The 20,989-nt window shown below is 42.9% G+C and carries 19 protein-coding genes; all 19 read right to left on the reverse strand.

Features of this window, described 5'->3' with window-relative positions:
* Positions 1 to 47: 47 nt before the first annotated feature.
* The 19 genes from TOCE_RS06200 to TOCE_RS06290 all read right to left on the reverse strand — a co-directional run bounded on the left by TOCE_RS06200 (position 48) and on the right by TOCE_RS06290 (position 20,961).
* A complete protein-coding gene (locus tag TOCE_RS06200; protein WP_013276037.1) occupies positions 48 to 4,295 on the reverse strand; it encodes a PolC-type DNA polymerase III in 4,248 nt (1,415 codons plus the stop codon).
* Positions 4,296 to 4,309: 14 nt separating this feature from the next.
* The gene (locus TOCE_RS06205) at positions 4,310 to 4,972 is read right to left on the reverse strand and encodes an MgtC/SapB family protein (protein ID WP_013276038.1); all 663 of its coding nucleotides are present in this window, start codon (positions 4,970 to 4,972) and stop codon (positions 4,310 to 4,312) included.
* Positions 4,973 to 5,617: a glycosyltransferase family 2 protein gene (locus TOCE_RS06210; RefSeq protein WP_013276039.1), complete on the reverse strand. Its 645-nt coding sequence runs from the start codon at positions 5,615 to 5,617 to the stop codon at positions 4,973 to 4,975.
* Between the two features lie 58 nt (positions 5,618 to 5,675).
* Positions 5,676 to 7,145: a proline--tRNA ligase gene (locus tag TOCE_RS11660; protein ID WP_013276040.1), complete on the reverse strand. Its 1,470-nt coding sequence runs from the start codon at positions 7,143 to 7,145 to the stop codon at positions 5,676 to 5,678.
* Positions 7,146 to 7,162: 17 nt separating this feature from the next.
* Positions 7,163 to 8,602 (reverse strand): proline--tRNA ligase, encoded by a 1,440-nt coding sequence (gene proS, locus TOCE_RS06220; protein WP_013276041.1) that lies wholly within the window; start codon positions 8,600 to 8,602, stop codon positions 7,163 to 7,165.
* Between the two features lie 356 nt (positions 8,603 to 8,958).
* Positions 8,959 to 9,288: a hypothetical protein gene (locus TOCE_RS06225; RefSeq protein WP_013276042.1), complete on the reverse strand. Its 330-nt coding sequence runs from the start codon at positions 9,286 to 9,288 to the stop codon at positions 8,959 to 8,961.
* Positions 9,278 to 9,748 (reverse strand): hypothetical protein, encoded by a 471-nt coding sequence (locus TOCE_RS06230; RefSeq protein ID WP_013276043.1) that lies wholly within the window; start codon positions 9,746 to 9,748, stop codon positions 9,278 to 9,280. Before TOCE_RS06230 ends, TOCE_RS06225 begins: the two co-directional genes overlap by 11 nt.
* 230 nt (positions 9,749 to 9,978) lie before the next feature.
* Positions 9,979 to 11,061: a flavodoxin-dependent (E)-4-hydroxy-3-methylbut-2-enyl-diphosphate synthase gene (gene ispG, locus TOCE_RS06235; RefSeq protein WP_013276044.1), complete on the reverse strand. Its 1,083-nt coding sequence runs from the start codon at positions 11,059 to 11,061 to the stop codon at positions 9,979 to 9,981.
* A 32-nt stretch (positions 11,062 to 11,093) separates the two neighbouring features.
* A complete protein-coding gene (rseP, locus tag TOCE_RS06240) occupies positions 11,094 to 12,095 on the reverse strand; it encodes an RIP metalloprotease RseP (RefSeq protein ID WP_013276045.1) in 1,002 nt (333 codons plus the stop codon).
* Between the two features lie 21 nt (positions 12,096 to 12,116).
* Positions 12,117 to 13,175, reverse strand: coding sequence for a sporulation integral membrane protein YtvI (gene ytvI / locus TOCE_RS06245; protein ID WP_013276046.1), 1,059 nt, complete (start codon positions 13,173 to 13,175; stop codon positions 12,117 to 12,119).
* Complete coding sequence (locus tag TOCE_RS06250; protein ID WP_013276047.1) at positions 13,166 to 13,990, reverse strand: phosphatidate cytidylyltransferase; 825 nt, start codon at positions 13,988 to 13,990, stop codon at positions 13,166 to 13,168. The genes ytvI and TOCE_RS06250 overlap by 10 nt, the downstream gene beginning before the upstream one ends.
* Positions 13,991 to 14,737, reverse strand: a complete 747-nt coding sequence (locus TOCE_RS06255; protein ID WP_013276048.1) for an undecaprenyl pyrophosphate synthase — start codon at positions 14,735 to 14,737, stop codon at positions 13,991 to 13,993.
* 262 nt (positions 14,738 to 14,999) lie between these two features.
* Positions 15,000 to 15,521 carry a ribosome recycling factor gene (gene frr / locus TOCE_RS06260; protein WP_041424121.1) on the reverse strand — a complete coding sequence of 174 codons (522 nt, stop codon included), beginning with the start codon at positions 15,519 to 15,521 and terminating at the stop codon, positions 15,000 to 15,002.
* A 40-nt stretch (positions 15,522 to 15,561) separates the two neighbouring features.
* Positions 15,562 to 16,275 (reverse strand): UMP kinase, encoded by a 714-nt coding sequence (gene pyrH, locus TOCE_RS06265; RefSeq protein ID WP_013276050.1) that lies wholly within the window; start codon positions 16,273 to 16,275, stop codon positions 15,562 to 15,564.
* Positions 16,276 to 16,387: 112 nt separating this feature from the next.
* Positions 16,388 to 17,002 (reverse strand): translation elongation factor Ts, encoded by a 615-nt coding sequence (gene tsf / locus TOCE_RS06270; protein ID WP_013276051.1) that lies wholly within the window; start codon positions 17,000 to 17,002, stop codon positions 16,388 to 16,390.
* 77 nt (positions 17,003 to 17,079) lie between these two features.
* Positions 17,080 to 17,781 (reverse strand): 30S ribosomal protein S2, encoded by a 702-nt coding sequence (rpsB, locus tag TOCE_RS06275; RefSeq protein WP_013276052.1) that lies wholly within the window; start codon positions 17,779 to 17,781, stop codon positions 17,080 to 17,082.
* Positions 17,782 to 17,923: 142 nt separating this feature from the next.
* The gene (locus TOCE_RS06280; RefSeq protein ID WP_013276053.1) at positions 17,924 to 18,895 is read right to left on the reverse strand and encodes an acyl-CoA dehydratase activase; all 972 of its coding nucleotides are present in this window, start codon (positions 18,893 to 18,895) and stop codon (positions 17,924 to 17,926) included.
* On the reverse strand, positions 18,870 to 19,979 hold the full coding sequence (locus TOCE_RS06285; protein ID WP_013276054.1) for an acyl-CoA dehydratase activase-related protein: 1,110 nt from the start codon (positions 19,977 to 19,979) through the stop codon (positions 18,870 to 18,872). The genes TOCE_RS06280 and TOCE_RS06285 overlap by 26 nt, the downstream gene beginning before the upstream one ends.
* Positions 19,951 to 20,961 (reverse strand): acyl-CoA dehydratase activase-related protein, encoded by a 1,011-nt coding sequence (locus TOCE_RS06290; RefSeq protein ID WP_013276055.1) that lies wholly within the window; start codon positions 20,959 to 20,961, stop codon positions 19,951 to 19,953. The genes TOCE_RS06285 and TOCE_RS06290 overlap by 29 nt, the downstream gene beginning before the upstream one ends.
* Positions 20,962 to 20,989: the final 28 nt, after the last annotated feature.

Here is a 20,989-nt window from a genome sequence, read left to right on the forward strand (position 1 = left end):
ATATTACCTTAGACTATTATAACATATGTCGATTTTTATTACAATATTTAAAAAAGACTTATCTGGTTAGTTTCCTGGAGACCGTTTAGTACCCCGCTCTGACGGAGGATTTCCACCACGTTTTTCGTCACTCTTGTGCGCATCCGAAGGTCTTCGATGGAGGCAAATTCGCCCTTTTGCCTCTCATTGTATATGCTCTGAGCCGCCGAAAGTCCCAGGCCCGGTAAAGCATTAAGAGGAGGGAGTATACCTTCTTTCGTGATAATGAATTTACTGTAATGCGATTTATATAGATCTATCGGTATGAACTGGATTCCCCTCATATACATCTCGTTGGCAACTTCCAGAATCGTCAGCAGGTTCTTTTCTTTCGGCGTTGCGTTCTTTTCCTTTTTATTTATTTCTTCAATAACCTCTTTTATTTTTTTAGGGCCCTGGAGGATAAGTTTTGCGTCGAAGTCATCGGCTCTTACGGTAAAATAGGTAGCATAAAAGGCTTCGGGGTAATGAACTTTGAAGTAAGCTATCCTGAAGGCCATTATCACGTAGGCCACCGCGTGAGCTTTAGGAAACATGTACTTTATCTTTTTACAGGAATCTATAAACCATTGTTCAACGCCGTTTTCTTTTAAAATCTGCTCCTCTTCAGGCTTTAACCCCTTACCCTTTCTAACCTTTTCCATTATGGTAAAAGCCGTTTTATGATCTATACCTTTTTCTATCAGGTGTATCATTATGTCGTCGCGGGTAGCGATCACTTCTTTAAGAGTAGCCATCTTATTTTTTATCAGGTCTTGAGCGTTGTTAAGCCATACGTCGGTGCCATGGGAAAGACCGCTTATCCTGACCAGTTCTGAAAAAGTAGTCGGCCTCGTTTCTTCCAGCATCTGCCTCACAAATCGTGTTCCGAATTCGGGGACTCCCAGCGTTCCTACAGTAGTTCCTACATCTTCAGGTTTCAATCCCAGGGGTTCTAATGAGGAAAATATCGCCATTGTAGCTCTGTCATCCAGCGGTATTTTTTTTGCGTCAATACCTGTCTCCTCCTCAAGCATTTTTATAACCGTAGGATCGTCGTGGCCCAGGAGATCAAGTTTAAGTAACCGCTCGCTTATTGAATGGTAGTCGAAATGGGTAGTGATAACTCCAGATTCTTTGTCGTCGGCAGGGTACTGAATAGGTGTAAATTCAAATATCTCCTTGTCTTTCGGAACGACCATCAATCCGCCAGGGTGCTGGCCGGTTGTACGCTTTACCCCGGTGATACCTGCAGCAAGGCGCTTTATCTCATACTCGGATGCCGTTATCCTTTTTTCTTCAAGGTAGGCTCTCACAAAGCCATAAGCGGTCTTTTCCGCGATGGTCGAAATCGTGCCGGCACGGAATACATTGTTTTTACCGAACAGTTCTTCAGTATACTTGTGAGCGATTGGCTGGTATTCTCCTGAAAAATTAAGGTCGATATCCGGCACCTTGTCTCCCTCGAAGCCCATAAATACTTCAAATGGGATGTTGTACCCGTCCTTTTTCATAGGGCATCCGCAAACAGGGCATATTTTATCGGGAAGGTCCGGCCCCACAATTCCTTCGACATTGTCGGGGAAAATAGAGTTTTTGCACTTCGGGCACAGGTAGTGCGGCGGCAGGGGGTTGACTTCCGTAATGCCGCACATGGTCGCCACCAGAGATGAGCCTACAGAACCCCGGGAGCCTACAAGATAACCGTCATCCAGCGATTTTTTGACAAGTTTGTGAGCAATAAGGTATATAACCGAATACCCGTTGTTAACTATCGAATTCAGTTCCCGCTCTATTCTCTTTTTTACGATTTCAGGGAGCTCTTCGCCGTAAATTTCTTTGGCCCTGTTATATGTCATGTTAATGATTTCTTCATCGGCTCCTTCGATTTTGGGAGGATAAAGTTCGTCGGGGACCGGTTTTATTCCGTCTTCTATCTCGTCGGCGATGCGGTTGGGATTTTCAATGACCACTTCTTTAGCGGCTTCCTCTCCCAGGTATCGGCATTCATCCAACATCTCTTCGGTGGTCTTGAGGTAAAGCCCGGAGTCGAGATTATTATCCCGATATCCCTGAACCGTCAGCAAAATTTTCCTGTAGGTTTCATCCTCTGGATTCAAAAAGTGTACATCGCCGGTAATAACCACGGGTTTGTTGTACTTTTTGCCTAGCTGGTAAATCCTTTTATTTATCTCCTTTAGTTTCTCTTCGTTTGAAAGTATGCCTTTTTCTATCAGAAATTTGTTATTCTGTAAGGGTTGAATTTCCAGAAAATCGTAAAAAAAGACTATTCGCTCTATATCCTTGTCAGAGTGATGATAGATCAAACTCTGAAATAATTCCCCAGCTTCGCAACCTGACCCTACAATAAGCCCCTCTCTGTATTTTTTTAAAAGGCTTTTTGGAATGCGTGGATGTCTGTAAAAATACTCCAGATGAGAAATCGACACCAATTTATAAAGATCTCTCAATCCCTGGCTGTTTTTAACGAGTATAATAGCGTGATAGGAATTGAGATACTGGGTAGCCTTTTTGTTGACCTGATTTATCATAGAGAGGTCATCTATTCCTTGTTCTTTCAGTTTCTTGAGCAACTCGATAAGTATCAACGCTGTCGTGTTGGCGTCGTCACCAGCCCTGTGATGGCTTCCCATATTTATGTTAAATTTTTTAGCTATGGTGTCCAGGCGGTGGTTCTTAAGTTCTGGAAAAACAAGAGCTGAAAGATTTAATGTATCCATTACTTTATTGTCAAATTTCATACCAAATTTTTTACAATCTCTTCTGATAAAACCCGCATCGAATTCCGCGTTGTGGGCGACGAAAATACCATTACCGATAAAACGCAAGAAATCCGACATTACATCTTTAACGGGCGGTGCTTGACTGACCATGGCGTTGTTAATCCCCGTCAGGTTGGTTATATGAGAAGAGATAGGTCTGCCGGGGTTGACGAAAGAATGAAACCTGTCTATGATTTGGCCTCTGTAAACTTTAACTGCACCTATTTCAATTATTTCATCCGCATCCAAGGACAGACCTGTGGTCTCAATATCGGTTACGACGTATACAAAATCATCTATGTTTCCTTCAGGAGGCTCGGCTATTACCGGGAATTCATCGTCGAATATATAGGCCTCCAAACCGTAAATCGCTTTGATCCCGGTTGCTTTTGCAGCTTCATAAACCTCGGGAAAAGACTGGACTACCCCATGGTCGGTAAAGGCCACGGCTTTATGCCCCCAGTGTTTGCACAATTCTATGACCTCTTTTGGGGAACAAACCGCATCCAGGGCGCTGTATCTTGTGTGAAGATGTAACTCCACCCTTTTTTCACCGCTGTTGTCCGACCTCAGAGGTTTTGGTATTTTCTTAATGTCCAGGGGGATTAATTCCAGCTCTCCGGAGTAGCTGTTCTTTTCCACTTTCCCCCTAATTTTTACCCAGATTCCTTCTTGTATTCTTTCTACCGCGCATTTTTTTTCGTTTGAGGCAAAGATTTTTACTGCTAGGGAACCTGTGCCGTCGGTCAGTCCAAAAGTAACCAGTTTGGTATCGTTTTTAATTTCACGACAGGATAATTCAAAAACCCACCCGCTCACGATTATTTCTTTAACCTCACCGGCTATTTCCTTTAATGGAACCGGTTCCCCCTCCACATCTCTGCCAAAGATCATATCCGAAGGGGTATCGTCTTTCGAGGGGGCTTCTGTTTTTAGCTCATCGCTATTTAGTAAAGCTTCAACCAGCTGCCGGTCTTCTTCGGATATATCGTAATACTCTACCTGTTCTTTTTCTTTAAATAAAACTTTCAGTTTAATGCCGAGTTTTTGGAAAAATTCCTCAATTATGCGGCTGCACTTTTTCTTCTGAAGATACTCAATTCCGTTTTTCTCAATATAAATAAATAGAGTACCTCTATCGTACTCATATGTACTGTTAAGCATCCATATTCTTGCGGAAGCTACCTTTCTGAAAAGATTTTTTAAACATTCATCCCATTTCCCCTGAATAACTTCAGTAACATCCTTCGCTGCACACTGAATTTTCTCAGAAAAGCATAGTTGTACCGCACAACACCCTTTTAGTTTTTGCTTTAACTCCTGCTTAACTCTAGAAATCAAATCCTGAGATAGGTCTTCCTCCGGCAAAAGCTCAATTTTCACTGTTCTTTCACTCGTAATTACGGCGACTTTTTTCACAGTCGTACTTTCAAGCAGTCGCTTTTCTTCATCGCCAAATTTGGACAGATTAAGCAGCATACCCAACCTGGTCATAAATATCCCCCAGTTTATGTTTCAATACTGTAAATTCCCTCTATTTGAGAAAGTCGTGCGATCACTTCATCCAGGCTAACGTTCGATGGCAGCCGGAGTAAAAGCACAATAACCATTCTGCTATTTTCTGTACTTTCAATCCTTATTTTTTTTATCCCAACCCCCATCTCTCCTAGGATTGTCCCTATCCTTCCTATCTGGCCCGGCTTGTCGTAGACGACTAACGACAGGGGTTGTAGAAACTTTTTTCCAACTATAAAGTTTTCAATTCTTGAAAGAGAAATGAGGGTCACGAAGGTTAAAAAGGTGGCGGCGATTGCGCCCAGATAAAATCCGCTGCCCACAGCAAGGCCGATTGAGCCCACGGTCCAGAGACTGGCTGCGGTGGTCAGGCCCTTCACCGTTGGACCTACTCTTATGATGGTTCCGGCCCCTAAAAATCCGATGCCGCTTACCACCTGAGCGGCAATACGGGCTGGATCCATAGGTGTAAGCGCACGGTACTTTTCAAACATGTATAAGGAAACCAGCATTGTCAGAGTTGAACCGGCGCAGACTAGAACATGAGTCCTAAATCCAGCGGGCCTATTGATGCTCTCCCTTTCTAAACCGATTATACCTCCCAGCAGTATTGAGAGAAAAAGTCTCAATACTATTTCCGCTTGAGTTAGCCCCACTTAAAACACCTCTAGCCTTAATTTCAGTATGCAGGATAAAATATCCCAGTACATTTTCATCCGGGCTAACCCACCCATTATCAACCCCCGCTTTTCCTCCTTCATAACATGGGTTAGGTCCTTCAGTATCACCGGTTGTACCTTTAAATTTTCTTTTTTTGCCAGAATGGTTAGGGCCATCTCGAGGCCGTAATCTTTCACGCCGTACCCATCCAATTTATCGAAAACCCGCCGTTTGATAGCCCGCTGGCCCGATAAGAAAGGGGCTATTTTTTGCGCGAGGTCAGTAGCTCCTCTGCCGTTTCTAAAAATTCCCACGGTCATGTCTACGCCTTCTTCCAAAACAGGCCTTAAAAGATTGTAAACGTGTTCTTTTTTTAGGCCTATTAAATCGGCATCCAAAAGGAGTATCACGTCTGCATCGGTACTTTTTACACCATGCAGGACGGCACCGACTTTTCCGCTATTTTGCGTGAGTTCTATAACTCTAACGCCGCAGCTTTTACCGATTGAAGCGGTATTGTCGGTGGAACCGTCGCTCACGAGGATGATTTCATCGATGAACTCTATTGATTTTAAAAGTTGAAGTATATTTCCTACGGTCTTTTCCTCATTGTAGGCCGGGATTACAACCGCCACCGGCATTTTAATCTCCCTTTCTAAACAGTTTGCAAAAAAAATGTACCATAGTTGTTATAAAAATTCAACACCCGCTGCAAGGTGGAAAGTTCAACATCTCGCATACCTTCTCCGTTATTCTGCCGAATTCAACTTCCACCATTTCGCCGGTTCTCCTCAAGTTTATTTCTGCCACGCCTTTTTCCAGGGATCTTGGGCCTATCGTTATCCTGATGGGAAACCCCAGCAATTCTGCATCTTTAAATTTCACCCCCGGGCTTTGGGGCCTATCGTCGATAATCGTCGGCATTATTTTATTAAGCTCCTCATAGACCTTTATAGAGCGGTCGAGCAGCCTTTCATCTTTAGTGTTGACGGGTATTACGACGACTTTATACGGCGCTATAAAATCCGGCCATATCAGGCCGCTGTCGTCGCAGTGCTTTTCCGCGATTGCAAGAATTAAATTCTCAAGGAAAAGAGCGCCCGCTTCCATTTTTTTGCCCTCGGAGGAGATCTGTTTCCATTCAGCTACTTCAATACCCGATCCCTTTTTCAGCGGTTTTGCACAAGCGGGACATGGATCCCCCTCTGATGTTTCTTTTATATCAGCCAGTATATCGATGTGAAAATCTCGTCCGGGATTTACGTTAATGAGATGATAATCTTTTTCATTAGCTCCCGTCACTGCGTTATTCATGCCGGAAATTTCTGTGTCGGCAATTATTTTAACCCCATCTAAGCCGCAGGGCCCTGCAAAGCCATGCGGAGCTCCCGTCAACCGCTCGACGGTTTCGATATTGGCCAGATCAAGTTCTTGCGCGCCGAGTGCCACTTTCAATTTTTTCTCATCAACACTTCTTGAACCCGGAACCAGTGCTGCAAAAAAGATCTCTTCGCCGTCTACGAGCGCTCTATATATCATCGTCTTGATAGTGTGTTCAGGCTTTACCCCTAGAAAGTCGCACAGATCTTTTATCGTCCTTTTATCTGGAGTATAAACTTTTTCTACAGATTTTTCTTCCTCTGTGGGAGCAGCCTTAATATGGTAATCTAAAGGGAAATCGCCGGTTGTCGAGTACCGGCAGGCAGGGCATTTAAAGAATTCAAGAGGAGCTCCTTGCAACATTACTACTTTTGATATTTTATTCTCAGCACTGTCCACATCAATAATATCTAGGGAATATCTTTCCAGTATATTGTTAATCGTATGTTTGATAGTAGTCGTGCTTTCACCGATCTGGTATAAGTCCAGTTGAAGCCCACCGGCAGAAAAACTATAAAAAAATAGAGGTAGCTGTTTCGGTGAAGTTACCTCTTTTTGTAAATCCATGTAAGAAGGACGTTTCTGAATCACCTCCTTAAAGCCCGATGACTTCAAATACCCTTCTATCGACTCCACTATATTCCGCAGTACCTTAACACCTAGAGTAAACAAGGTTGAGGTTTCTCCCGTTCGCAAAATACCGCCCTTATAAAGGTAACTCGCCGCCCGGCCGGTTATCCCGGCCGGGAGGTTAAATAATGTAGCTGGAAAAATTTCTGTCATCCTCATTTCCCGTTAACCTTCCATCAATAGGATTTTGCAAAGTAAACCATTTTTTTCGCCTCTTTTCCGCAGACCACACATTTATCTGAAATTTGTTCCTGATCAAAGGGGATGCACCTGAGGGTTGCACCGGTCTCTTCCTTCACCCGTTTTTCGCATTCTCCGCTGCCGCACCACATAGCTTTCACAAACCCTTTTTTGTTCTCTATTATGTCTTTCAGTTCTTCAAAATTGAGAGCTTCTCTTGTATTTTCCTCCATGAATTTCTTGGCTTGTTTATACATATTCGTCTGGATGCCCTCAAGTAAGTCGGTCAGATAAGGTATTAAATCCGCTTCCTTTACTGATATTTTTTCCCCTGTATCCCTTCTCACCAACAACACCTGATTTTGCGCTAAATCTTTAGGCCCTATTTCGAGTCTTACCGGGACACCTTTCATTTCCCATTCGTTGAACTTCCATCCGGGCGTATATTCGTCGCGGTCATCCAGTTCCACTCTAAAGTTATTATTCTTTAGCGTTTGATAGAGCGACCTGGATTTTTCGAGAATCTCTTCTTTTTGCTGACCGAAAATGGGTACTATAACCACCTGGATTGGTGCAACTCTGGGCGGGAGCTTAAGGCCTCTGTCATCCCCGTGGGTCATTATAATTGCACCTATCAGGCGAGTCGATACTCCCCATGAAGTCTGCCAGACGTACTTCAGTTTGCCGTCCTGGTCCAGGAATGTAATGTCAAACACCTTCGAAAAATGCTGTCCTAAATTATGAGACGTTCCTGCTTGTAAGGCTTTACCGTCACCCATCATAGCCTCAATGGTATACGTCCTTAAGGCGCCTGCAAACTTTTCATTCTCCGATTTTCTTCCCTTTACGACCGGCACTGCCAATTCAGTTTCGACAAAGTCGCGGTAAATTTCTAGCATGCGCAGTGTTTCTTCCTCGGCATCCTCTTCGGTCCTGTGAGCGGTATGTCCTTCCTGCCACAAAAATTCGGCGGTCCTAAGGAAAGGCTTCGTGCTCTTCTCCCACCTAACCACACTGCACCACTGGTTGATAAGGACAGGCAGATCCCTCCAGGATTTTATCCACTTCGAGTACATGCTGCATATGATAGTCTCGGAGGTCGGGCGGACGGCAATCCTCTCTGCGAGTTCCTCCTGCCCTCCGTGGGTCACCCAGGCAACTTCAGGAGCAAAGCCCTCCACGTGTTCGGCTTCTTTTTTGAGCAGCGATTCCGGTATGAAAAGAGGGAAGTAGGCGTTTTTGTGACCCGTTTCTTTAAAACGACGATCTAAAAGTTTTTGCATATTTTCCCAGATAGCGTAGCCATACGGTCTTATCACCATACAGCCTCTGACCGGAGAATAGTCAGCAAGTTCGCCCTTAATTATAACGTCCACATACCATTGAGAAAAATCCTCTGACTTAGCCGTAATTTCTTTGACGTATTTATCTTCCATAATCACTTCTCCTCCTGAAAAAATTTATTAAAAAAACCTTCGCACCGAAGGGGCGAAGGTTTTTCGCGGTACCACCCTGCTTAAAAAAGGAAAGCAAAGAGTTACTCATTTAGATAACGGTACATTTGACCGGCCGTTTCCGGCAGACTCCGGAGGTGGGTTCGGAAGCTCCCGATGGCGGACCTTTCAGCCGCTGGGACCGCTCTCTTTTCATCGGGTGGACTTCTTACTGGCCTCCATCAACGCCCGTTTTTAGCTTTATTTTATTTTTAAGTTATTTTATCAGATATGTATTTTTTTGTCAAACAGTTGACAACTTTTACAAGAACTGGGAATCCCCGGGCAAGTACAAAGCCTCAATCAAAAATGCTTTCATACTTGAACCACGCATAAATCCTTATCAACAGCCATATTATTGCCATCATTGAAAATAATATCTTGGTTTCATATACAGGGCTAATTAAAAGCATTACTATACTCAATAAAGACAAAAATATAGTTCCGATATTGGAAATATTTCCGTTTATAGGAACATTGCTTAAAAAAGGGTTATTTTTTGCTCCCTTTCCAAAGCATTCATTATGGTATGCTGATAAAGTAAGAAAATAAAACACTACCACTAAATCATCCTTGCTTTCTATTACCCTTCCACAATGTTCACATAATAAAATATTTTTATTTTCCATATACATTCCCCAATTCGTTTATATCGGAATTTACAACCGAAACATCTTCAAGTTCGTAAAGGAGTAGGTATTTCCTTTTTAATTTAAAATCAAGAATTATTCTACTAAGTTTTATATCATCTGCTTTACCCGAAGCTTGAGTTTTCTTTTTAAAACTATTATTGCTGTAATCTTCCAAGAAATAAACATATACCCTATACTTACTATCTAAATATGAAATATGATAACCTATATTTCCCAATCCGACTTTCTTTGCCATATCAAAAACTTTCTTTATTTCTAATAACTTATTCTTTTCTTTGTATTCTAAAACACTACCGATTTCTATATCCTTTAATATCTTTCTTAAATATTTCTCAGGAGTTGAATTTGTCGAATAGATTGTAAATATTAGCAAAAAAACATTGATAAATAGCAGTAAAAATAGTAATTTTATAAAAACAGGAATTCTCCTATTCATTTTAGTACTAGCCTTTCGAATCTTAAAATGTTATTAAACAATGATGAATCTATAGAAATATAAACAATACCATGTAAAATCATGAAAATAAGTAAAAATGGCGTCTTAAGATTTTTCTGAAATGATTCATGAAAAAAATATGATTCTCACAGTCACTCTTTTTTATTCAGTTCTCAAAATATTGTGAGTAGAAAAGTATTGTCCGCTTAAGTCCAAAATACCGGGGTAACTTATTTATCTTCCTCCAACATTTGGCGTATCTCTGAAATCAGGACTTCGACCGCTTCGCTTGCCGGGACGGTTTTTAATATGCGCCCTCTTTTAAAGACCGCTACCCTACCGGTGCCGCCGGCTATACCGATATCGGCTTCCTTGGCTTCCCCGGGGCCGTTTACTATGCAACCCATAACGGCCACTTTGATAGGTTTTTTTATATCTTTCAGTTTGTCCTCGACTTCCCTTGCAATACCTATTAGATCTATTTCGCACCTGCCACAAGTCGGGCATGAAATGAGATTGACACCGCTTTCGATCAAGTTCAAACTTTTGAGTATATCCTTGCCGACCCTAACTTCATCAACAGGATCGCCGGTCAGCGATACTCTGATGGTATCTCCTATTCCTTCGTAAAGCAGTATCCCTAATCCGACCGAGGATTTCACCGTACCCGAAAATTTAGTTCCCGCTTCGGTTACTCCGAGGTGAAAAGGATAATCCACCTTCTGCGCTAGCAGCTCATAAGCTTTTACGGTGGTTAGTACATCGGAAGATTTTATCGAAATTACAATATCGCCAAAATCAAGACTTTCAAGAATGCTTACATTCCTCAGAGCGCTTTCTACCAAGGCCTCGGCGCAAGGGGCCCCGTATTTATCCAGTATGTCTCTTTCCAGTGAACCGGAATTCACCCCTATCCTTATAGGGGTGCATCTTTCCCTGGCGGCTTCAACCACTTTTTTTATCCTGTCTATCCCTCCTATGTTACCTGGATTTATTCTCACTTTATCGGCTCCGTTTTTTATTGCCTCCAACGCCAACCGGTAATCGAAATGAATATCAGCCACCAGCGGAATGTGGATATTTTTCTTTATTTCGGCTATTGCTTCGGCCGCCGCCATGTCGGGTACGGCAACGCGCACCAGATCACATCCTGCTTCCTCAAGAGCCAGGATCTGATTGACAGTGGACCTGACGTCGTGGGTTTTTGTATTCGTCATCGACTGGACGGTAACGGGAAAGTCTCCCCCTATACCTATCCCGCCCACATATACTTTTTTTGTCTTCCGCCTTTTTATCAAATACTTCTCTTTCACTTTGAACTCCCCTTGTATGCCTTTATATGCCTTTACATGTACAATCTCACAAAATCCCTGTATAACACAAAACACATCAATATCATTAGCAACGCAAAACCAATAAAGTGAATTAGCCCTTCTTTTTCCGGATCAACGGGTTTTCCCCTGAGGAATTCAACCACAAGGAAAACCAAACGGCTCCCATCCATAGCTGGTATTGGTAAAAGGTTGATAAGTCCCAGGTTTATGCTTATAAATGCGGTGAGATATAGAACATTAAAGACGCCAACCTTTGCAGCTTCACCGACTAGATGCACAATACCCAAGGGGCCGACCAGATCAGCTACCCCCTTCCCCCCTATTAATTGAGGGATTGAGGCGAAAATCATACTCGATACCCACAGTGTTTTCTGAATACCCGACTTTAGGCTCTCCAGAAGAGAATATCGTGTGATTACTGTTTTAATACCGATTATACCTCTTTTCGTATCGGGGTCCACCGATGTCTTGACGTTAAAAGCCATTTTCCTGCCATCTCTTAAAACTTCCACTTTCAATGTCTGATTAGGCCTCTGACTTATAAGGTTAACAGCTTCATCCCACGAACCAACTTTGCGGTCATCGACGGTCAATATGACGTCCCCATCTTTAATTCCAGAAATGTCAGCAGGCGAACCAGGCATCACTGTAACCTTTGTAGTGGGTACACCGGCAAAAAATCCTATTATTGCTATCAGAATTACAGCCAGCACCAGGTTCATCAAGGGGCCGGCAATAATTACCGCCATTCGCGCTGGGACCGGTTTATTGCTGAAAGCTCTAGGATCTTGCGTTTTCTCGTCCTCACCTTCCATCCTGACATAACCGCCTAGAGGCAGCATGCGGATGGAATACAAGGTTTCACCTTTCTTAACTGAGAATATACCCGGTCCAAAGCCCATACTGAACTCGTTTACCTTTATACCGCACAATTTTGCCGTTATAAAATGGCCAAATTCATGAACAAAAATTAGGACGCCGAAAACTATAATAGAAACTATAATAGTGTTCAATATTTTTCACCTTCCAGACATTTAAGTTCTGTTCACCAGCGGCGGGATTAAACCCGACTGAATTACGGCTCTTACAATAACCACCACCAGCGGCCCTATGAATAATCCGAGAAAACCGAAAATTTTTATTCCAACATAGATTGATATGAGAGCCACAATGGGATCCAGCCCAAGATGGGTTCCTATGACTTTTGCCTGCAGAACTTGGCGGCATCCGACTACCACCAGATATAGGGCGATCAATGCTATGGCAAATTTTATATTCCCAACAATTGCAGAAAAAACAGCCCACGGAATAAAAATTATGCTCGGTCCGAAGATTGGAAGTACATCGAGAACCCCGCAGATTATCCCGAGGGTCAATGCATAGTCCACCTTTAGAATGTAAAACCCTGCAATTGTAATAAGTGTCGAGATCATTACCAATGTTATCTGAGCCTTTATCAGACCTACAAAGGATATGAGAAGCTCCAATTGTATGTTCTCCAGCTTTTTATAAAAATTATGCGGCAATATTTTTCTTATGGATATCATTATTCTTTTTTTGTCTTTCGCAAAAAAGTAACTGGAAAGAAAGGTAAAAATGAGAAATACCAGAATATTGGGTATTAAACCTAGCTTTTCCACGAGAAAAGTATAAAAGTTTGACAAAAAGCCTGTCAAATAGCTGATAATCTGGCCCCAATTCTTTAATAGATAATCAAGGACTGTTTTCGGAATAATATCGTAAATTGAAAACATAAATGAACCAATGTCGCTCAAAATTGCGCTCAAGAAATCAGTGTAGCTCGGGAGAATGTTTATCAACTTCCCTAGTTCAAAGGTGAGTCTGGATATGGCCAGGATTATAAGATATCCTAGAGCTGAGAAGATTGCACTAAGCACCAAAATAACAACTATGCCCCTGCTGATTTTAAGTTTCAATTCAATGCGGTTTACGATCGGGTCTATCATTAAAGCTATTAACATACCTACTGCAAAAGGTAGTAAATATTTTAGGACAATAGCGATTACGATAGATACTACAGCTATGGCAAGCCCTAAGTAGACAAGAGGTCTATAATCCGCCTTCAAACCCAATGAAAACCACCCTTTTGAATAGCGATTATAATATAATAATATGCGACCGGAAAAGAAAAAAGAGCGCTATCGAATCTATCCAAAACTCCGCCGTGGCCTGGGATCAAATTTGAAAAATCCTTTATTTTACAGAACCTTTTAATGAGAGAGGCGGATAAATCACCAATCTGCGAAAAGATTCCAACCAGCAACCCCACTATCACTGCGTCAGATGCCGATATCTGCGGCAATGCATATCTGGCGAACAAAAAGCTAGCTGCAATGCTTCCAAATATACCGCCTATGCTACCTTCGATACTTTTATTTGGGCTTATGTCGGGTGCAAGCTTGCGGCTTCCGATGAGCATTCCGATGATGTAAGCAAACGTATCACAGCTCCATGTCGTTACAAAGACCCACCATACGAAAGCCACGCCGTACTGAAGGTTTCTTATCAGGATAATATGGGTAAAAGGGATGAAAGTATACACAAAAGAAAATATCGTGTATACAATATCTTCCATTCTATTTCGGTCGTAATTTACCATATTTGAGAAAAAGCTCAGTATTATTATAATCAAGAACGGCAAAAATATCGTATTTACATTGGGCAGAAAATAGACGGTAACCATTAGTAATGTACCCGTCAGCGTACTGTAGATTATGTTTGGATCTTTGCCGGATTTTTTAAAGGCCCTGTGCAGTTCCCAATTTGCGACTGCACTCATCAGTACTATAAAAGATAAAAAGATTGCTTCTCCTCTGTTAATTATGAACCACAGCAAAATAATCCCAACTATAGCGCTTAAGACTCTGGTTATAAAACCTTCATCCATTTATTTTGTTAAACCCCCAAACCTCCGTTCCCTGCGCTGGTAGTCAAGTATAGCATTGATCAGGTCTTCCCTCTTAAAGTCAGGCCAGTAGGTGTCACAGAACCACAATTCCGAGTATGCTGTCTGCCATAAAAGAAAATTGCTAAGTCTCAGTTCTCCGCTGGGCCTGATCAAAAGGTCAGGATCCGGTAGTCCAGCAGTAAAAAGATGCTGTTCGAACAGTTTTTCATCAATGTCCCCGGGGCTCAACTGTCCGCTTGCAACCATCCGGCATACGTCTTTACATGCCCGCACTATTTCGCGCCGGGAACCGTAATTTAACGCCACGTTTAGTATCAATCCAGTATTACTCGAAGTTAATTCGATAGACTTTTCTATTTCCGCCCTGACCCTGGGTGGCAGTTCCTGCCATTCTCCTGTTATCATTAATTTTATATTATTTCTGTTTAAATTGTCTACTTCTTTTTTCAGGTAGTATACTAGAAGGTTGAGAATAGATTTTACCTCATCCAGGGGCCTCTTCCAGTTTTCCGTAGAAAAAGCAAAAACGGTCAGGACTTTTATGTTTAGTTCGGAACAAAATTCTACTATATTGCGCAGGTTTTCCGCACCGGCCCAATGACCTGCTATTCGGGGAAGCCCGCGTTTTTGGGCCCACCGGCCGTTGCCGTCCATTATTATGGCTATATGGTTCGGCAGTTTTTTTCTGTCTACTCTGTCTACCAAATCAAGATGTTTACTATTCACCGTTTTAGCCTCCTAATTTTGTCGAAAAGCCCCCTCACAAAGGAGGGGGACAAAATTATCGAAAATAGGCAGCTAGTAAGATAACGCCGTCGCCGTCGGGGCTTTTATCTACTCGCAAAACCATTGCCCTTTTATAATCATCTTTTTTTACAATAGGAAAGGTGTATTTGATCTCATTAATTCCAACACCTTTGGCTCTTAAAAAAGCCATGGCATCTTCCAGTGCAAAACCGGTTAAGTCCAGATCGTTTTTCGTAATAATCTATACCTCCATGATTTCTTTTTCTTTATTTGTAAAGGCCTTGTCTATCTCTTCTATGTAATTATCGGTAAGTTTCTGTATTTCTTCCTGGGATCTCTTGCTGTCGTCCTCAGAAATTTCTCCGTTCTTTTCCATCTTTTTAACCAACTCGTTGGCATCCCTGCGTATGTTTCGTACTAACACCTTTGCATCCTCGGCTTTCTTTTTTGCCATTTTCACCAGTTCTTTACGCCTTTCCGAAGTCAGCTCGGGTAAAATCAGCCTTATTACCTTGCCGTCGCTGGTGGGAGTAAGACCGAGATCGGACTTTAAAATAGCCTTTTCGATGGCGCTCAACATTTTGACATCCCAGGGCTGAATCAGTATCATCCTAGGTTCCGGCACACTGACAGTAGCCACTTGATTTACGGGTGTAGGCACACCGTAATAGTCCACAAAAACTTTTTCTAGAAGTGCCGTAGATGCCCTGCCAGCCCTTATCGCCGCCAGTTCCGATTTTAAATTTCCCAATACTTTTTTCATCCGTTCCTCGGTCTCTTTGTAAATTTTCTTATCCACAAGATCAACCCCCTTTCACAAATGTGCCTATGTTTTCCCCAAGGGCGGCTTTTTTGATATTGCCCGCCTTGTTGATGCCGAATACAATTATGGGAATCTTGTTATCCATACAGAGCGAGGTGGCAGTAGAATCCATTACGCCCAGTCCCCTGTTGAGTATATCTATGTACTCCAGACTGTCAAATTTTTGAGCGTTTGGATTTTTCATGGGGTCGGAGTCGTAAACGCCGTCAACTTTTTTGGCAAGGAGTATTACGTCGGCCTCTATTTCGGCGGCTCTTAAAGCTGCTGCTGTATCTGTAGAAAAAAACGGATTTCCAGTTCCGGCGGCGAAAATCACTACTCTTCCTTTCTCCAGATGTCTCATAGCCCTGCGTCGTATATAAGGTTCCGCAATCTCTTTCATTTCTATGGCCGTCTGTACGCGGGTCTCTATATTTCTTTTCTCCAAAGCATCCTGCAGGGCGAGGGCATTTATAACGGTAGCCAGCATTCCCATATAGTCGGCGGTAGCCCGATCCATCTGCGGTGAATTCCTTCCCCTCCATATGTTGCCTCCGCCCACAACTACGGCCACATCTATACCGCATTCCCTTATTTCCTTTATTTCGTCGGCTATAGAATTAATAACATCCTGGTCTATACCGAATTCTTTTTCTCCAGCTAGTGCTTCGCCGCTTATCTTTAAAACAACCCTCTTATACTTAGGTTCCTGCATCCATTAACCCTCTCTTTTTTGAAAGTTTATTTCTATATCCTTGTTGAAAATTCCTCTCTTATTCTCAGTTTTTTTAAAAAAGAGACACTTTAAGTGTCTCTTTTTTAAAATGCTACTCCTGCTCCGTTTTGGGCGCCGCTTCCCCTCTTTCAAAGCGGGCAAAACGGGTTACCGTTATATTCTCTCCCAATAAAGCTATTTTTTCCATGATTAACTCGGATACCTTTTTGTCAGGATCTTTTATGAAAGGCTGCTCCATCAGGCAGTTTTCTTCAAAGAATTTTTCTATCCTTCCGTCCACGATTTTGTCCACAATATGGGCGGGCTTGCCCTCGTTCAGCGCCTGTGCTTTTAGTATTTCCCGCTCTTTTTCTATTACTTCCTGCGGGACGTCGTTGCGGGAGATGTATTTGGGGTTGGCTGCCGCAATCTGCATGGCAATGTCTTTCACCAGGTTCCTGAATTCCTCGTTCCTTGCGACAAAGTCAGTCTCGCAGTTAACTTCTACCAGTACGCCTATTCTACCACCGCCATGTATGTATGCATCAATAATGCCCTCGGCAGCGGTACGCCCAACCTTTTTAGCAGCTTTGGCGAGACCTTTTTCTCTCAATATAACGATAGCTTTTTCCATATCGCCACCGGCCTCGGCCAGTGCCTTTTTACAATCCATTATTCCCGCACCTGTGCGCTCTCTCAATTCTTTTACCTGTTCTGAAGTTATCATCCCAAAAACCTCCTGAAAGATTATTAAAGGTAAGGATGGCAAAAGATAACTCCACCTTACCTTATAAGCATAAAAAATTACTCCGCAGCCATCTGGACTCCCTGCTTGCCCTCCAGCACAGCATCGGCTATTTTTTCGGTCAACAGTTTGACAGCCCTGATGGCATCATCGTTACCGGGTATAACGTAGTCCACCTCATCAGGGTCGCAGTTGGTGTCGACAATGGCTATTATCGGTATCTTCAACTTTCTGGCCTCGGATACGGCTATCTTTTCCTTTCTCGGGTCTACCACAAATAGCGCGTCGGGCAGAGAAGTCATGTTCTTAATACCGCCAAGGTACTTCTCTAAGCGCTCTTTTTCCCTCCTGAGGTTTAGCACCTCTTTTTTGGGGAGGACGTTGAAAACACCTTCTTCTTCCATTCTCTCCAGTTCCTTGAGGCGCTCGATCCTCTTTTTTATTGTTTTAAAATTGGTGAGCATTCCACCGAGCCAGCGCTGGTTGACGTAAAACATCTCGCACCTTTTTGCTTCTTCCTGGATAGATTCCTGTGCTTGTTTTTTGGTTCCAACAAAAAGTATCTTGCCGCCTTCGGCCGCCAGATTTTTCACAAATTCGTAGGCTTCTTCCATTTTCTTTACGGTCTTCTGCAGGTCAATGATGTAGATGCCGTTCCTTTCGGTGAAGATATACTCCTTCATCTTAGGATTCCATCTTCTGGTCTGGTGGCCAAAGTGAACGCCGGCTTCGAGCAACTGTTTCATGGAAATGACTGACATTTTTTTACCTCCTTGGTTTTTTCCTCCGCTGGTCTCATCTTTCAGAGAGACCTTCCGGCACCCTCCCTGAAATATTCCCAGCGTGCGAATTACCGGATGTTAGTATATCACAAAAAAACGGCTTATGCAATATGAATTTGAATCAGACTGCCATGCTGGCAGACCAGCGGCCGCACCGATCACCCCAGCGGGCGGCGAGCTTACCGTCTACGTAAATCTGCACCACTTCGCACAAATTCGGGCACCCCTGGCATTCGAAGCTTCCTGCCGTATGCTCTCTAAAAGCTGCTTCAAAGCCTGCAAACTTAGTCTTAACGCGTTTATTTTGAGCCATGAACTTCTTGGCAAGTATAGCAGCCCCCAACGCTCCCATTACATCAAAATATCTGGGTATTATGATTTCCACACCCAATTCTTCTTCAAAAGCCTTTTTTATTCCCGTGTTTGCTGCCACTCCACCTTGAAAAACAATCGGCGGTCTTATTTCCTTACCCTTAGCCACGTTGGCCAGGTAGTTCCTCACGAGGGCCTGGCACAGTCCTTTCAAAATATCCTCAATTTTATATCCCATCTGTTGTTTATGTATCATATCTGATTCCGCAAAAACGGCGCAGCGTCCCGCAATTCTGGTGGGATTTTTTGACATCAGAGCAATTTCTCCAAACCGCTCTATCGGTATACCCAGCCTCTGGGCCTGCCTGTCTAAAAAAGAGCCGGTGCCGGCGGCGCACACCGTATTCATCGCGAAATCAACTACAACCCCATCCCTTAATATAATTATCTTTGAATCCTGCCCTCCTATCTCCAAAATAGTCCGGGCATCGGGGTATTCAGCTATACATGCCATAGCGTGGGCCGTAATTTCGTTTTTCACGACGTCCGCTCCTACAATGACGGCGGCTAGTTTCCGACCGCTCCCCGTAGTACCGACACCCAGTATCTTTATATCGCCTTCAAGGCCCTCTTGAATCATTTTAAGACCATTAGTAATAGCTTCAATAGGCCTCCCGGCGGTCCTCAGGTAAAGTTTTTTCAAAAGATTACCGTTTTCATCGATCAGTACGAAGTTTGTACTGACAGAGCCTACGTCAATTCCCAGATAACATCCTGTCATAGGTCTTTTCCTCCTTTCTCTGGCGAATCAAATCGACAAAGGCTTCAAGGCGGGTTCTAACTCCTGCCTCGCCAGAATGTTCATCTAGCACCAGCGTCATAACGGGAATCGAATGAATTCTGGTTACCGAAGGTATGGTACTTTTTGCCACTATTTCAGGCATGCACGTAAATGGAAGAAGATGTATGACCCCATCGAAGCCCTCCCCGGAGTATTTAACGATCTGGGCAATCGACTCCTGGCCGTGTCCCCCTACAAAACAGCGTACATAAGGTTCAGCGAGTTTAATAACCCGTCCGTGTTCCTTTGGTTTCAAAAAAGATGGTAAGAGGTTTACCCTGACCCAGTCGGTTATGTATATACTCCTTTTTACTTCGGCTCCGAGTTCGCCCAGCTGTTTTTCAACGAACAGGTTTACAAACGGTTCCAGGACCGTGTATATTTCCCCTACCAGAGCTATCTTAATGGGCAATTTGTCTTCGTCTTTTTTAATTTCAGCCATTTTTTCTAAAATTTCTCGCCCTAAACCCTTTAGTTCTTCCTCGCTTTCCGCTTTCGAGATTTTCTCTAGGGCGTTTTTGTAAACGGTATCGGTCTCATCCCTGTTTAACTCTACTGGTCTTGTCCTGCTGGCTATTTTATCAAGTTCATCGAGCAATAGGGCTTTTGCCCACGCCAGCCTTCCCGCCATGAAAATTTGCCTCAAACTTTTCTTATTGGTTATCCTCACGATTTTTTTAACCAGGTCCATAAGATGTCCCTGGGGCGGATCCAGCACTATCATGTTGAACTTGTAACCCAGATCTTTTAAAATTTCCCTTTGAACTTCGGAATAATAACCGAACCTGCAGGGACCAATACCTCCGGCCATTACTATCGTATCGGCACCCATTTCCAGAGCTTCTATAAAATTGCCTATGTTTATTTTTAAGGGCAAACAGGCGAATTCAGGAGAATATTTCACTCCAAGTTCCAGAGTTTTTTTACTGCATGGGGGTGGGACTATCACCTCAACCCCAAGGTTTTCAAAAAAAGTCTTGACCGGTATATAAAGATTACCCATGTGAGGAAACGTAACTTTCACCGCATTTTCTCCTCTCTAAGATATCTACGAAGGCCTCGAGTCTCGTATTAAAACCTTCTTCGCCGGCATGTTCATCCAAATTCAGATATAAAAATGGAATGTTGTAATCACGGGACACCCTGCGCTCCAAAAGTTCTCCTATTAAAGAATCCGGGCCGCATCCGAAGGATGCGACGTGAACTATACCATCCACCTTACAGTTTTCCATATAGTAATAGGCGCTGCCCAGGATATTCTTACCCAGAGTCCAGAAAAGTTTTTTATTCAGTTTTTTTGCCCCGACTGAAATATTTCTCTCCGGAATTACCTCCGGCGTTATTATCTCCGCGCCAAAACCCTGTAATTTTTTTATTAAATTCATGCTTACATAGTAGTCGTAGATGTTATAAGGATGACCCACCACCAGTACGGTAAATTTAAAGGGTTCGCTTTTATATTTTGAATTATCCTCAAAAGCGGCTTCAAAAAAACTCTTATTTCCCCTATCTATCGGAAGTTTTCTGTTTTTCACTCTTAATTTTTTATAAGAATTATATTTACTCGAAGCCAATATATAAGCCCTGAGGATTTCCTGCGTGGAATTGCCCAGAAGGCGTCCCACCTTAATTGCATGTTCCATAAAACCCGTTTTCTTTCGGTACAGTGAAAGTTCGCATTCAATTATTCTGGGAAGGCCTGCTATGCTGTTCCTTATCATATCAGGTAACCCCATAAATTTGGGACAGATGAATTCCCCCGATTTTACACTGATAATTCGCGGAACAAAAATTGCATCGACCATTTCAATTAGATCTATTACATGACCGTGAAAAACCTTTATGGGTAAGCATGCATCATCGACGGTGGACTCCAGACCATCCTTCAATATCTTTTTATTGGTTGGTTTGGATAGAACTACTTCATGACCGAGGGATTCGAAAAATGTTTTCCAAAAAGGATAGTAATTGTAATAAAGCAAAGCTCGTGGAATACCTATTCGCATTCAAACCCCTTCTTTACAAGTATCGGTT

The organism is Thermosediminibacter oceani DSM 16646, from assembly GCF_000144645.1.
GTDB lineage: Bacteria > Bacillota > Thermosediminibacteria > Thermosediminibacterales > Thermosediminibacteraceae > Thermosediminibacter > Thermosediminibacter oceani.